The organism is Mesorhizobium sp. B2-1-8 (assembly GCF_006442545.2).
Lineage (GTDB): Bacteria > Pseudomonadota > Alphaproteobacteria > Rhizobiales > Rhizobiaceae > Mesorhizobium.
Window position 1 is genome coordinate 3,285,444 of record NZ_CP083952.1, and the last position, 12,478, is coordinate 3,297,921.

14 protein-coding genes and 1 pseudogene are annotated in these 12,478 nt (G+C 59.0%); 12 read left to right on the forward strand and 3 right to left on the reverse strand.

The window, feature by feature from the left end:
- Nucleotides 1-421 precede the first annotated feature (421 nt).
- The 6 genes from FJ970_RS16095 (at nt 422) to FJ970_RS16125 (ending at nt 4,381) form a co-directional block, all read left to right on the forward strand.
- Nucleotides 422-664: a hypothetical protein gene (locus tag FJ970_RS16095; RefSeq protein ID WP_140758014.1), complete on the forward strand. Its 243-nt coding sequence runs from the start codon at nt 422-424 to the stop codon at nt 662-664.
- A 752-nt stretch (nt 665-1,416) separates the two neighbouring features.
- A complete protein-coding gene (locus tag FJ970_RS16100) occupies nt 1,417-1,722 on the forward strand; it encodes a DUF982 domain-containing protein (RefSeq protein ID WP_140758013.1) in 306 nt (101 codons plus the stop codon).
- A 20-nt stretch (nt 1,723-1,742) separates the two neighbouring features.
- Nucleotides 1,743-2,021, forward strand: a complete 279-nt coding sequence (locus FJ970_RS16105) for a DUF982 domain-containing protein (protein WP_140758012.1) — start codon at nt 1,743-1,745, stop codon at nt 2,019-2,021.
- Nucleotides 2,022-2,295: 274 nt separating this feature from the next.
- Nucleotides 2,296-2,772 carry an Hsp20 family protein gene (locus FJ970_RS16110; RefSeq protein WP_140758011.1) on the forward strand — a complete coding sequence of 159 codons (477 nt, stop codon included), beginning with the start codon at nt 2,296-2,298 and terminating at the stop codon, nt 2,770-2,772.
- Nucleotides 2,773-2,840: 68 nt separating this feature from the next.
- Nucleotides 2,841-3,350 (forward strand): Hsp20/alpha crystallin family protein, encoded by a 510-nt coding sequence (locus FJ970_RS16115; RefSeq protein WP_140758010.1) that lies wholly within the window; start codon nt 2,841-2,843, stop codon nt 3,348-3,350.
- A gap of 797 nt (nt 3,351-4,147) precedes the next feature.
- Complete coding sequence (locus FJ970_RS16125) at nt 4,148-4,381, forward strand: hypothetical protein (RefSeq protein ID WP_181178462.1); 234 nt, start codon at nt 4,148-4,150, stop codon at nt 4,379-4,381.
- A 380-nt stretch (nt 4,382-4,761) separates the two neighbouring features.
- On the opposite strand, the gene FJ970_RS16130 is transcribed toward FJ970_RS16125, so the two are convergent.
- From FJ970_RS16130 to FJ970_RS16140, 3 genes are read right to left on the reverse strand one after another with little or no spacing between them, the layout of a single operon-like run.
- The gene (locus FJ970_RS16130) at nt 4,762-6,132 is read right to left on the reverse strand and encodes a sensor histidine kinase (protein WP_140758008.1); all 1,371 of its coding nucleotides are present in this window, start codon (nt 6,130-6,132) and stop codon (nt 4,762-4,764) included.
- 48 nt (nt 6,133-6,180) lie between these two features.
- Nucleotides 6,181-6,558, reverse strand: coding sequence for a response regulator (locus tag FJ970_RS16135; RefSeq protein ID WP_181178460.1), 378 nt, complete (start codon nt 6,556-6,558; stop codon nt 6,181-6,183).
- Nucleotides 6,555-8,447 (reverse strand): PAS domain S-box protein, encoded by a 1,893-nt coding sequence (locus FJ970_RS16140; protein ID WP_140758007.1) that lies wholly within the window; start codon nt 8,445-8,447, stop codon nt 6,555-6,557. The genes FJ970_RS16135 and FJ970_RS16140 overlap by 4 nt, the downstream gene beginning before the upstream one ends.
- A 787-nt stretch (nt 8,448-9,234) precedes the next feature.
- On the opposite strand from FJ970_RS16140, the gene FJ970_RS16145 reads away from it, so the two are divergent.
- The 6 genes and pseudogenes from FJ970_RS16145 (at nt 9,235) to FJ970_RS16170 (ending at nt 12,192) form a co-directional block, all read left to right on the forward strand.
- Nucleotides 9,235-9,411, forward strand: coding sequence for a hypothetical protein (locus FJ970_RS16145; protein ID WP_227791802.1), 177 nt, complete (start codon nt 9,235-9,237; stop codon nt 9,409-9,411).
- Between the two features lie 191 nt (nt 9,412-9,602).
- Nucleotides 9,603-10,277, forward strand: a complete 675-nt coding sequence (locus FJ970_RS16150; protein WP_140758005.1) for an RNA polymerase sigma factor — start codon at nt 9,603-9,605, stop codon at nt 10,275-10,277.
- A gap of 122 nt (nt 10,278-10,399) precedes the next feature.
- On the forward strand, nt 10,400-10,924 hold the full coding sequence (locus FJ970_RS16155; protein WP_140758004.1) for a DUF4142 domain-containing protein: 525 nt from the start codon (nt 10,400-10,402) through the stop codon (nt 10,922-10,924).
- A gap of 11 nt (nt 10,925-10,935) precedes the next feature.
- Nucleotides 10,936-11,247, forward strand: a complete 312-nt coding sequence (locus FJ970_RS16160; protein ID WP_140758003.1) for a cupredoxin family copper-binding protein — start codon at nt 10,936-10,938, stop codon at nt 11,245-11,247.
- A gap of 248 nt (nt 11,248-11,495) precedes the next feature.
- A pseudogene (locus FJ970_RS16165) lies at nt 11,496-11,804 on the forward strand (ISAs1 family transposase); the annotation flags it as partial.
- A 94-nt stretch (nt 11,805-11,898) separates the two neighbouring features.
- Nucleotides 11,899-12,192 carry a DUF6894 family protein gene (locus FJ970_RS16170; protein ID WP_140758002.1) on the forward strand — a complete coding sequence of 98 codons (294 nt, stop codon included), beginning with the start codon at nt 11,899-11,901 and terminating at the stop codon, nt 12,190-12,192.
- Nucleotides 12,193-12,478: the final 286 nt, after the last annotated feature.

Genomic DNA, 12,478 nt, shown 5'->3' on the forward strand with positions numbered 1-12,478 from the left:
TTGCCTTGCAAATGTATCGGCGATTGCCTCCGAACAATGAGGCGACGTGACCGCGTGATCGGGTCTACCAGGTCATACTAGTCAATGTGGTGTGACCTCCAAGGTTAGCATCGATGAAGGTGTCTAGCGGATGTCGGCGAGAAAGCCGCGGTTCTTTGGCGCGGCAATAACGATCCGCTAGTAAAGAAAAACTCGACATTTGAAATCTATTGTGCGGAATTCTTGTTGGGCGTTAGTGCGCGGGTCGCGCGTATGCGCGCCGAACGTACCGTCACTTTTTCGCCCGCTGACCGCTGCCGCCTTCTAGCTGTGGTCATATGGCATAAGGTCCTTGAACAGAGCTTGGTTACGCCAAATGTCATGTTTCTATTTCTGGAGCAACCGAACCGTAGACGCCACTTCAACCTGAAGGAATGACTAGATGACGTCGACCACCTCTTCCAGACTTACCTTCCTTGTATTCACCGCCGGATGCATCGCATTGGCGTTACTCTTCCACTACGCACCGGCTGGGGATTTTCCCTCGAAATATGCCAGGACCGCCCCGGCGGCGCTGGCCGCGCAACCGACGCGCATAGAAATCGACAACGAGGCGCACGCAATCCGCTTCTACATCGACGGCAACCAGGTCGCCGTGCTCGACGAGTCTGGTTTCAAACCATGAGGCCACAGAGCCAGGAGAGCAAAACCGTCGGGAAATTTGTCGTGCTTGCCCTGTCGCAAACGGCGGAGGCCCAGAAGAAAGTCCCGGTGACGCAGGACGTTGCCGCCAAGGCCGAGCAGGCCAAGCCGCCGCTGGACAACATGGCCACTGGCGGGGTCAAGCCCGCGGCGCAGGCAAATGTGCCGGGCCACCGACGGGAACCAAGCATGGTCGCCAGAAATTCATCCGTCAGGTTGAAGTCGTCAACGTCGATAACAAGGAGGGCGCCCGCCCTCCGCGAACCCATGCTCGCGGCAAACGCGATCGAAAAACCTGCTTCAGCAGTTTCATATCGTCCGCATAGGTAATGCCGCTGTGGGAAATGAAAGGGCCTTTCAAGGCTCCTCCCTTGGTCGGGGTGGAAGCACGTTCGTCGCTCACAGCCGCCGATGGGGAGGCATAAGCGCCTTGTCAGGCCATGTTGTGTTCGGTCGAAGCTGAAGAACCCGCCCGACTGGCCGGGAGGGCCTGTCGCCTGAGCGCCTTTCACCCTGTGGGCGAGCCGGAGGAAAACGGATGTCGATGGCATCGGTTCCTTTGATCCGACTGCACTTGCCGTCGTCGTTATCGGAAACAGGTTCCCGGCAGGTTTCGGGGCTGCCATCCGGTCTTGACGCTGAAGGCCGACCTTCACATATTTCTTCGCAGGTCGTCGCCGCTTGTTGGGACGACCATCATAATCACCAGAAATCGTTCAAAAATTGGAGGTTTCTATGAGCGAGAAGACATTCGAGAGCCCCGTATTCGTGAGAGCCGCGGAAGGTCTCATTCGGGAAATAGCCTGCCTTGAGGATGCCTTCGACTTCCTTGATGAATGGCCTTCGCACCGGCGTGGCGTGATCTACGAGACTGCGAAGCGGGCGTGCTGCCGGGCCTTCGACGGCAGTGTGCCGTTGAAAGTCGCCCGCGACGCGTTCGCTGGCTTTGCCCGTTCGGTGAAAATCCTCGAGGATGTCGCCACGGCGATACCTTGGATGGCCGGCGCGAAGACGGGCCGGACCGGCGGCTTTGCCGCCTGACCGTTCGGAGGGAGGAAAAGATGCTTTCCCAACCTTTCGAAAAGCCCGTTCGCGTTTGGGTCGGGCTTGGTTTTCCGCGGCAGCTCAACTCAGTTGTCGATGCATACCAGTTCGTCGCGGATTGGCGTGGCAACAGTCCTGAGCAAAAGGCGGCGATCCGCGCCTGCAAAGCTGCGCTGGCCGGCGACATCGACGCAGAGACCGCGCGCGGTATTCTCGTGCAGTTCGCCAGGAGGAAGGACATCTTGGTAGAAGACGGAATGATGCCTCCAACCACACAGAAACCGTTGCATGTCTGATCAGCAATCGATCTCGGGGCGACGGCCATTTGGCCGCCGCCCCGCATCGCCAGCCGAAGCGCGCTCCAATCCGTGGCGCAGCACAGTCTTCGAGATCGATATCTATCCCCCTGGCATTCCAGCCAGGATCTTTCCGGGCGGACTAAGCAGACTGCCTTTTAGGTCTTGAACGGCTAAATCGCCTAACTAAATCCTAAGATGCCGGAGGCCCATCTCGGGACCGGCATTTCGAACGGCAACCTTATACCCATGTTGCTCAAAGGAGGATGTGGCTATGAGAAACACTTTCGACTTCACCCCCCTGTTCCGGTCGGGCGTTGGCTTCGACCGAATGTTGAACGCGCTTGAGGCCGCGAGCCGTGTAGAGACGGTCGACAACTGGCCCCCTTACGATATCGCCAAAAATGGCGAGGACGACTACCGCATCACCATGGCGGTGGCCGGCTTCTCGCAGGATGAGTTGGACATCACGCAGGAGCAGAACATACTCATGGTGTCCGGCCAGAAGGCGGCGGAGGACAATGCCGAATACCTGCATCACGGCATTGCCGAGAGGGCCTTCCGTAGGCGTTTCGAACTGGCCGATCATGTCAAGGTCCTGAACGCCAGTCTGGTCAACGGTCTTCTGACGATCGATCTCAAGCGCGAGATTCCCGAAGAGATGAAGCCGCGCCGGATCGAGATCGGCAGCGCCAAGGCAAAGCCGAAAGCCGAGGCAAAGCAGATCGAGGCCAACAAGCAGGCCGCCTGACGCTGCCCGGTGACCCGACCGGGACAAGGCGCCGGACGGTGTCATGAACGAACAGAAGGAGATGAACTATGAGTGTCCGTGATCTTATTCCCTGGAGCCGTGGCAATGGCGACCAGCTTCCGAGCGTCTTGCGCGACAGTGATCGCGACCCGTTCCTGTCCTTGCATCGTGAGGTTAACCGGCTGTTCGACGACGTGTTCCGTGGCTTCGATTCCAGCCTGCCGGCCTTTGGCAGGGCTTCTTCCTTCGGCGGCGGCTGGCCGAGCGTCGAGATTTCCGACGGCGAGAAGGAGGTGAAGGTGACCGCCGAGGTACCCGGTCTGGATGAGAAGGACATCGAGGTCCTGCTCGACGACGGCGTGCTGACGCTGAAGGGCGAGAAGCGTTCCCAATCGGAGGACCAGAACAGGCAGTTCTCGGAGCGGTACTACGGCCGATTCGAGCGCCGTATCCCCCTCGGTCACGAGATCGAAGAGGATAAGATCGACGCCCGCTTCAAGAACGGTGTGCTGACGGTGATGCTGCCGAAGACCGCGAAAGCGCAGTCACAGGCCAAGCGCATCGAGATCAAGCACTGAGGCGATTATGCCGGCGGCTGGCCCTAGCCGCCGCCGGCACCGTCCTTAGCGGTCCATTGCTCGATCGATTGCAGGCGACCGGCTTGAAGACCTGTGCCATCAGGCAGTCGGCGTAGCGCGCGAACAGATAGCGCAGGGTAAGCGAGCGCGTCTGCGCCGGAAGTCGAGGTGAAGTCGCCATTAAGTTGTTGATCCTCATGACAAATAGGGTGGCCGGTCTTTGGCTCTCGGTTACAACCTATGGATTCGATTCATCTAACGTAACACAGCCTGAGCGATTCCTAATGTGACTCGAAGTGAAATCGCCGCGATACCCGGTTTCCACAGGCTACAGCTGGACAGCGCCAAAAAGCTTAGTTGCGCAATTGCTAATATACAATATTTTAGGCAATGCGGGGAGGGACGTCCGATCAACCCGCAGTGACCGGTGCGGCCTGCATCCCCCAATGAACCCCCGGGTCGCGCCGGTCATTCCCCTGCGGCTGGGTAGCGCCTAGCGCCTACCGAGGCATTTTTACTCGCCATTAACATAGGCGATTCCGCCGCATGCCGCTTTTGGTCTTTGCTTGGGGAAGGGAAAAACAAAAAAGGTCGGGAACGACTGGGGAGCGCCAAAATGGCAGGACGCGTAGGGAACGGCGGCGGCACGTTCGAGATAGCGATGGTCGTCGTCATGACTTCGGCGGCTATCGGGATCATCCTGGTCGCCGCTACGGCATTTGTCTGACAACTTATTATTTTAGACGGAACTGGAAAGCCCTTCGCGCGTTGGCGACGCCAGAGGGGAACGATTTTTAATGATGAATGGGTTGGTTCTGGTCGTTGAAGACGAACCACTGATATTGCTCGACCTCGAAGGCGGGCTTGAAGAATCTGGCTTCAAAGTTGTGGGTGTGACTAGCGCTGCGCAAGCCCTGCCAGCCTTTGATGCCGCCCCCGGATCGTTCAACGCTTTGATCTCGGATATCCGAGTCGGTGACGGCATCTCCGGTTGGACATTGCACGGCATGTGCGGCAAGCCAATGCGATGATGCCCGTGATCTATATCAGCGGGGACAGCGCAATCTATTGGTGAAGCCGCCCTCGAAAGCTGCTATGACTTGCAAGGCGAGCCGTTCCCTCTGGTCCCTATCCTTAAGAGGCAGCCGACGCTCTTGGCAGAGCTGGTCGAATACCTTCTGGAGAAGATTCAGATCTTCAGACGTGAACCGGCTGCTGAATTTTGAGAAAGGCATAACGCTCTCCTCCCTTGTTCGGGCGAAGGCACCTGAGATGACTTTCTAGCGTCCGTTTGCCTCGGTTGGGTGCGAACGACAAAGGCACCCTACACCCAGCGATGCGGCTTAGCGAATTTCGCGCAGTAATTTCAAACTGACGCACTACCGGATTGGGCGATCGTGGTTTCGTTGGTTCAATCGGGATTGGCAACCAAGATGTGGCACGAAATTCCGGAAAGTCGCGGATCAATTTGTGCACTGCCGAACTCTACAGGCAACACATCCAAAATCAGTCTGAGCCCGAAGCCGTGGTCAAGCCTTGGAGGAACAGGAGGTCCGCCGCGTTCTTGCCAGTGCAGTTCAAGCCCGGTCGGCGTGATTTCCCACCGTATGCCGACCGTTCCGTTTGGATTCGAAAGCGCGCCAAATTTGGCCGCATTCGAGCAGAGTTCGTTGAACACGAGTGCAAGCGGTACGTTTAGCCGCGCTGGCAACCTTACTGCGTCCCCTTGAAGTTCGAACCTGTTTGGGGACCAAAAGGGTTCGATAACGCTGCGGATCAGTTCCATCAATCCGGAGGGTTGACCCTGCTGCGCTACAGTTAAATCAGCAGCCTTCGCCAGGGCAGCAAGTCTGCCGAGGAAGCTCTTCAGGGCATCCGGATCGGCGGCGCCACGTCCAAACGTTTGAGTGGCCAGCGCCTGGATTACGGCGAGCGAGTTCTTCACTCGATGGTGCACCTCACGGAGCAGCAGGTGCTTCTGTTCGTCAGCGCGCTTGCGCTCGTCGATATCCATTAGAACGCCAATGATGCGCTTTGGCTCTCCAGTGGGGGAGGTCTTTATTTCTGCGCGGAGCAGTCGCCAGCGCAATGATCCATCGGGCAACCTGCAACGGAATTCCGCTTCAAAATGCGGATCAGTCCCCATCGCCGCTTTTGCGCGAATTTCCATGATCCTGTCTAGGTCGCCCGGAGCCAAGAGCATCCGCAGTTCCGCGACGGAGGGACATGAATCGGCGGCCAAACCGAACATTCGATTGAGCTCGGGGCTGACGTTCAGACGATCCGTGGGGACGTCGAGCTCCCACACAGCCATTCTGGCTGCATCGATGGCCAGTCGCTGCCTGAGTTCTGCCTCTCGCAAAGCATTTTCCGCCAGCTTGCGACCGGTGATATCTTGGATGGTGCCGAGGAAGCGCACCGCCTTCACTGTGTCGCCGACGCGTTGAAAGACCGCCTCCCCATGCGCCAGAGCCCAGCGAACCTCGCCCGTATCAGCGCGCACGATCCGGTACTCGTAAGGGTCGGTGTTCCTGATCGCAGGATCCAACGCCATCCCGGCCAGTTTCCACGTGCGAGGTAAATCCTCTGGGTGAGTGACGGCGCGAACTTTCTCGAGGGTGATAGGCTCGTCGGGAGAGAAACCGGAGATCGCCCGAGCCCGTGGCGAATAATTCATCTCGTTCGTTTCGAGGTTCCAGTCCCAAATCCCTATAGGGGCGGCCCGAAGGGCCAGCCTAAGCTTTAGGTTATCTTCCCGAAACTTATCTGTCGGTCGACGCACGGTTCACCAGGCACAGACATGCAGACTGGAATGGTGGTTCTCTTCGACTCACTCGTCCACTCCGCCGGCACTGTGGAGAGCCGATTGCAAGGCCGTGGCCAGCTTGTCCTTGGAATAGGGCTTGTCGATGATCGGGGCTCCTCTCGCGAACTCAGCCGCTCCCTCGCCGTAGCCGGTGGCGCAAACCATCGGGATGCGACGAAGCCTCAAGGCATCGGCAACGCGCTCGCTCAATTCGCCCCTTATGTTCAGGTCCAGGACGGCCGCGTCGATCTGATCTGTAGATATCAGTTCCAACGCGGCGTTGATCGAAGTGGCGGGACCGATGACCGTGACGCCGAGGTCGGTCAGAAAATCCTCCACCATCATGGCAATTACGGATTCGTCCTCGACCAGGAGCACCCGCGTTCCAGACAGTGTCGTCATTGTGCAAGCACCCCATCTGGCAGCGGCGCATCGATCCTGCAGACCAACCCCTGAGGCTGGAACTCCAAGGCGACCTCCGCCTCCAGATCTGCCGCGAGGCCCCCAGTAATCAGACGGGAGCCAAACCCTCGCCGCGACGGAGACGAGACCTCAGGGCCGCCCAATTCGCTCCAGATGAGATTCAATCGCGGCCGGGGCAGGGAGGTGCGAGACCACTCGACCGAAACTTTGCCGGCCTCGTTGGAAAGAGCTCCATACTTGACGGCGTTTGTCAGCAGTTCGTGGAGGGCGAGGGCGACAGCGAGCGCCTGGTTGGGTTGCAGAAGTACGGCTGGCCCGCTTGCTGATACCCGATTGGAAAACGTGCCCCTGATCTGAATGCTGTCCGCAACAAGCTGTTCCAGGGACGCGTGCTCCCAACTAGTTTGAGTCAGGATGTTGTGCGCGGCCGAGAGGGCCATGAGCCGGCCTTCAAAGGCGGCATGAGCTTCGGTGGCGGGCGTTCCCCTGAATGTCTGGTGTGCAATGCCCTGGACCACTGCCAGGGTATTTTTGGCACGATGGTTGAGTTCCGCCATCAGCAGTTCTCGTTGCGCTTCCGATCGCTTGCGCTCGCTGATGTCCACGACTGAGGCGAGGATCATCAGCCCTTCGCTTGTCTGGATTGGGCTGAGCCCAATCTCCACCGGGACTTCGCTGCCATCCTTGCGCCGTGCATAGAGGTCCCGGCCTGCGCCCATGGGACGGGCAAGTGGGCGACTGTCATAGGTACCGCGGAACACCGGGTGTGAGCTGCGGAACCGGTCCGGGACCAGCATTTCAATCCCTTGGCCGATCATTTCCTCTCGCTCGTAGCCGAATACGGCCTCGGCATGCAGGTTGACCAGGATGATGCGGCCGCTCCCGTCCGTCATGACCATGCCACTTGGAGCCGCCTCCACCGCCGATCGAAATCGCTCCTCGCTGTGGCGTAGCGCTGTTTCCGCCTGCTCGCTTTCCGTCACGTCGACATTGACCCCGATCAGCCCCCGAAATTGCCCCTTGGCCGAGAAATGGGGTCGAGCCACCGTGAGCAGGACGCGGAACTCGCCCTTGCAATTCTTGTAGCGACCCTGGACCGAAACGGTCGATTGGGTCGCCAGCGCTTCCATCATCCGGGCTCCGATCTCCTCGGCATCATCCGGGTGCATGGTGGTGTGCCAACTGAAGGTCGGAACCTCCTCAACGGGGACACCCCAGAATTCGCGAAGCATGCTGTTCAAGTTCGTACACTTACCGGATGCGTCACAGGTCCAGATCATGACTGGTGCATGTTCCGACATTAGGCGGAATTGTTGTTCGGACGCGCGCAACTCCTCTTCTGCGGCTTTCCGAGCTTCTTCCGCTCGGGTCCTTTCAAGATAGAAGCCGATCTGTCGTGCGATTGTGGTGGCAAGGTTAAGCTCGTGGCTGGCGAAGGAGTGCTTTTGTTCGTAGTAAGTCATGAACTTCCCTACGACTTCGCCTTGCGCGATGAGGGGGATGAACGCCAGACCGACGATGCCTTCGCTGGCGATTCTGTCCTTTACGGCTGCGGGTTCGTCCGTCTCGGCAATATCAGATACGAAAATCGGCTCTGCGTTACGCTCCCCTACTTTCCAGGGGGAATGCCCTGCAAGGGCCTGCCGGTAGCCGTCGGATAAACCCCGCCATGCCACGAAGCTCATCACGCCGGCGTCGTCGAACAACAACATGGACGCCCGCCGGCACCCCAGACCGTCGCGGATGGCGTCGAGGCCTGCCTCGAACGCTTCGTGGTTGGATTTTGCCCTGTAAAGGCGGTCTGTCAGCACGTAAAGTGCGCTTAGTTCGTCAAGCCGTTCCGTGAGTTTGCCCCCCGGCCTTTGCATCGCCTGCCCCTCCTGGCGAATTTATTAGCACAACAGCATATAACGGCGACACTGCCGAAAGGTTGCGTGGTCACACGTCTGCAGGATCAATGTAGATGGCTCAACCGGCTCGCGCGAAGTTGGCGTACGAGGAAGATGCCCTGCCGCCGCGCACCGCCGTGACGGACGGCTCGCCAGGCGCGGCTGCAATCGGTGACGCTGGTGGAACCAAGACGAGAGTCACTGAAGGGCGTCTGGTAGAGGATGGATGCCGCTTAATGCGGAAACGTACGATGGCCTATCCGTGTCATTTAGTCGGCGTCAGAGTAATTCGCGATTATGTCAAGTGCATATCGCGGAGTAATCGCCAATGCAATTGTCCGGCTGGTCGGGCCCCTAGCCTGAGCAGGGGGCCAGCCCGGCAGTCGGTGGTCAGTGAAAAGAACGTCGACCGGGCTATTTGTTGCGATGTATTCCCAGCCGTCGTCAGCCGTTCGAGCTTCGATCACAATAACGCAGGGCTTCTCCCTCAGCGTGTCTGCGATGTCCATTCCTATAAAAACTCGTCTTCGACCACCAATATCGTCACGGCTGGCGCCTCGCCAGCGTGTTCTAGCTTCACCATTCCTCAGCCCCGAAACCACCTATAAAATCAGAACGAAAAAGCCCCGGTGCTTGGGTCTGCACCGGGGCTTTTGACATGTACGCTTTACATCAGCATGTCCGCTTATCAGCATGTGCTGATATGGTGAAGGAATGGTGAATAGACTCTGGCCGGCTTTTCATGCGCAACGTGCGAGACAGGATGATGAGCAAAAAGCGCGCCTTCGTCGTCTACTCGCCGCCTATGAAGGGATTCCCGTTCTTGGCCGTGACCCTTGATCCAAACGGAACCGCTATCGCCAGCCCATTCGGCACCGAGTATGAGGCAGTGGCGCACATTCGAGAACTCGCCGCCGCGCATGGACATGGGACCAAGCACTAGGGGCTAACCCTTAGGCTCTTCGCGCTTCCGGCGCACACGCGCACGGCACCTGCCTGATCACCAAATGCATGCTCGGCGTTTTTGACACGGACGTTGATCTCAGGCGCGAATTCCTGTCGTCAATTCCGGTGTGACGATTTCGGGAACCCTTGTTGTCGAGACCCATCTATTGAAGGGTAAGGAGACTGCTCATGTCGTACGTTCGACGAGACGCGATCGGACTCATCGCCGCCTCTGATGACCTGGTATCGGCACAGCGCGCCATGGCGCGCGACGGCGCTGCCTTCCGCACCATCATCAAGACGCATAACCAGCGGCTTTACCGGATCGCGCGCGGCGTGGTGCGCAACGACAGCGAGGCCGAGGACGTCGTCCAGGAGGCCTATGTCAGGGCCTTTGCCCATCTCGAAAGTTTTCGCGGCGACGCCTCGCTCGGCACGTGGCTGTCGCGCATCGTCATCAACGAAGCGCTTGGCCGGTTGCGTAAAAGACGGCGAACGGTGACGATGCCCGACAACCCCCAAGCCGAAATCATCCGGTTCCCCCTCAACCCAACCGACGATCCGGAGCGGACGATGGCGCAACGGCAGATTCTGGCCCTTGTCGAACGGGCGACCGACACCCTTCCAGATCTTTACCGGATGGTGTTCGTGGCACGGGTGATCGAGGGCCTGAGCATTGAAGAGACGTCAGAACTACTCGGCGTGCGCCCCGAAACTATCAAGACCCGCCTGCATCGCGCCCGCGTCCTGCTGCGCAAGGCGCTGGACGACCAAATCGGGCCAGTGCTCCTCGATGCCTTCCCCTTCGCCGGCCGGCGCTGCGAACGGCTGACCGTTGCCGTGATGGTGCGGCTCGGCTTGTGAGACTGATCCTCGTCGAATTCAGCTGATTTTGTCGGGAACATTTGCCGTTACCCAGCATCCAATGATCGTCAACTGAAAACGATGCCCGATGCGATTTTGCGCGTGCGGGCGAAGGAGATCTCATGCTTATTCGTCACACTGCCGTCCTGGCCGCCTTGCTGCTGCTCGGCACAGCCCCGCTCGCGCAAGCCGCCGACAAACCAACCGACCCGCAGATCGCGCACATCGCCTATACTGCCGGCGTGATCGATGTCGAGGCGGCCAAGCAAGCGCTCAAGAAATCAAAGAACAAGGAGGTGCTCGCCTTCGCCAAGGACATGGTGCGCGACCACGAAGCGGTGAACAAGCAGGCGCTCGATCTCGTCAAGAAGCTCAAGGTGACGCCGGAAGACAACGCCACCAGCAAGGCGCTCACCAAAGCCGCCACGGAGGAGCGGGCCAAGCTCGCCGACCTAAAGGGCGCGGCCTTCGACAAAGCCTATGTCGACAATGAAGTGGCCTACCACAAGCAGGTAGACGGCGCTCTCGAAACGCTGCTCATTCCGTCAGCCAGCAATGCCGAACTGAAGAGCCTGCTGGAGACCGGCCTGAAGATATTCCAGGGCCATGAGCAGCATGCCGAACACGTCGCCAGTACGCTGAAATGAGGCCGGCGTTGATGGCGGCAATACGGCATCTTTGGTTTCCACTGGCGCTGACGTTCATTGCAGCGCCGGTGAAGGCCGAAACCATTCAGGTCACCATCGACAAGCTGGTGTTCTCGCCAGCGACGATCGAGGCGAAGGTAGGCGACACGATCGAATGGGTGAACAAGGACATGTTCGCCCACACGGCCACCGTCAAGGGCGGTTGGGACGTGATGATCCCGCCGAAGAAGTCCGCAAGCTTGACGTTGAAGGCCGCGGGAGCGGTCGACTATTTCTGCCGCTTCCACCCGAACATGAAGGGTCACATCGCGGTGGCGCCGTAGCTGGAGCGTGGGATCGCGTCAGGCGCCGCGATCCCACAATTGGGGAGGTGCGCCGTAACCAAGCCAGTTGCACAACCCAAGACCGCTTGAAGGTCGCGCCGGAACCTAACGACGAAGGGTTGTCAGGATGCCGGCAATCTTCGGCGTCTGCAAATGAGTGGCGATCAACGAACGTCGCTCCAGATTCGGCTGGCGCTGCCGCATTTGCCGCAGCGCCGCCGCAATTCCGGTCGCCGGATTGCCATAAGGACAGGAGCCGCTTCGATACCCGCTACTTCATCGCCTCCGCCGACCTCACCGCCGAACGGGCCGCCCACGCCGTGCGCGGCCACTGGCTGATCGAGAATGCCCTGCACTGGACCCTTGATGTCGTCTTCAAGGACGACCAGTCGCGGCTCAGAAAGGGCCATGGCGCCCACAACATGGCCATCGTCCGCCATTTTGCCCTCAACCTCGTCCGGGCAATCAACGACAGGCAGTCGATCAAACTGAGGCGCAAAAAGGCCGGATGGAGCCCCGACTACCTCGCCTCAATCCTGGGTCAACTTCCCCGTTAACCTGGATTCGCAGCCCTGGGCCGCTGCAGGCCGCTGCAGCGGCGGAACATCAAGGGGAATGCGAAGTTTTGGCCTCCAATCAGGAGGATCTTCAATGCCTCGCTATCACTTTCACGTCGATGATGGCGCTCTGGTTCCGGATGTAGAGGGGACGGAATTGCCCGACTTGCATACCGCGCGAACTGAGGCGGTTAGAGCAATGGGCACCATGCTGGCTGACTTGGGCGGCGAGCTAGTTGGAGGTGGTCACACGTGGATGATGCATGTAACCGACGCTGCAAACGTGCTGCTTTTCAGTCTGACCTTCTCCTCGATCGTGCCCGCAGGCAAGGTGACGTTTCTGCCAGAGGATCAGGTGTCAGTCGCCCCAGTGCCGGGTGACCTTTGATGTTCCGGATTTCAGGCTAGGAAAAGAACCCGCTCGCGAGGAACGATCGCCGCCTTCCGAACATTCGAGGTGGTCCGCGAACGTTCCCACAAAAAGACGGTACCAATTCAGACCAACTTCGCCCGCTTTATCATTTCTTAATGACTCCAGATGCGGGCAGAGTCATGGTCCAGCATCCAAGGCACATTTGAGGGAGAAAAGGGAGCCATGTTGTTTCCTGGCCAAGTCGTCATGCCCGACGAAGTGGAGATGCTTGCCCGCGTCTGCCGAACCTCCTGCGAAGAGC

Coding starts and splice junctions, on each gene's coding strand:
- FJ970_RS16095 (WP_140758014.1), top strand. CDS start 422: ATGACGTCGACCACCTCTTCCAGACTTACCTTCCTTGTATTCACCGCC.
- FJ970_RS16100 (WP_140758013.1), top strand. CDS start 1,417: ATGAGCGAGAAGACATTCGAGAGCCCCGTATTCGTGAGAGCCGCGGAA.
- FJ970_RS16105 (WP_140758012.1), top strand. CDS start 1,743: ATGCTTTCCCAACCTTTCGAAAAGCCCGTTCGCGTTTGGGTCGGGCTT.
- FJ970_RS16110 (WP_140758011.1), top strand. CDS start 2,296: ATGAGAAACACTTTCGACTTCACCCCCCTGTTCCGGTCGGGCGTTGGC.
- FJ970_RS16115 (WP_140758010.1), top strand. CDS start 2,841: ATGAGTGTCCGTGATCTTATTCCCTGGAGCCGTGGCAATGGCGACCAG.
- FJ970_RS16125 (WP_181178462.1), top strand. CDS start 4,148: ATGATGAATGGGTTGGTTCTGGTCGTTGAAGACGAACCACTGATATTG.
- FJ970_RS16135 (WP_181178460.1), bottom strand. CDS start 6,558: ATGACGACACTGTCTGGAACGCGGGTGCTCCTGGTCGAGGACGAATCC.
- FJ970_RS16140 (WP_140758007.1), bottom strand. CDS start 8,447: ATGCAAAGGCCGGGGGGCAAACTCACGGAACGGCTTGACGAACTAAGC.
- FJ970_RS16145 (WP_227791802.1), top strand. CDS start 9,235: ATGAGCAAAAAGCGCGCCTTCGTCGTCTACTCGCCGCCTATGAAGGGA.
- FJ970_RS16150 (WP_140758005.1), top strand. CDS start 9,603: ATGTCGTACGTTCGACGAGACGCGATCGGACTCATCGCCGCCTCTGAT.
- FJ970_RS16155 (WP_140758004.1), top strand. CDS start 10,400: ATGCTTATTCGTCACACTGCCGTCCTGGCCGCCTTGCTGCTGCTCGGC.
- FJ970_RS16160 (WP_140758003.1), top strand. CDS start 10,936: ATGGCGGCAATACGGCATCTTTGGTTTCCACTGGCGCTGACGTTCATT.
- FJ970_RS16170 (WP_140758002.1), top strand. CDS start 11,899: ATGCCTCGCTATCACTTTCACGTCGATGATGGCGCTCTGGTTCCGGAT.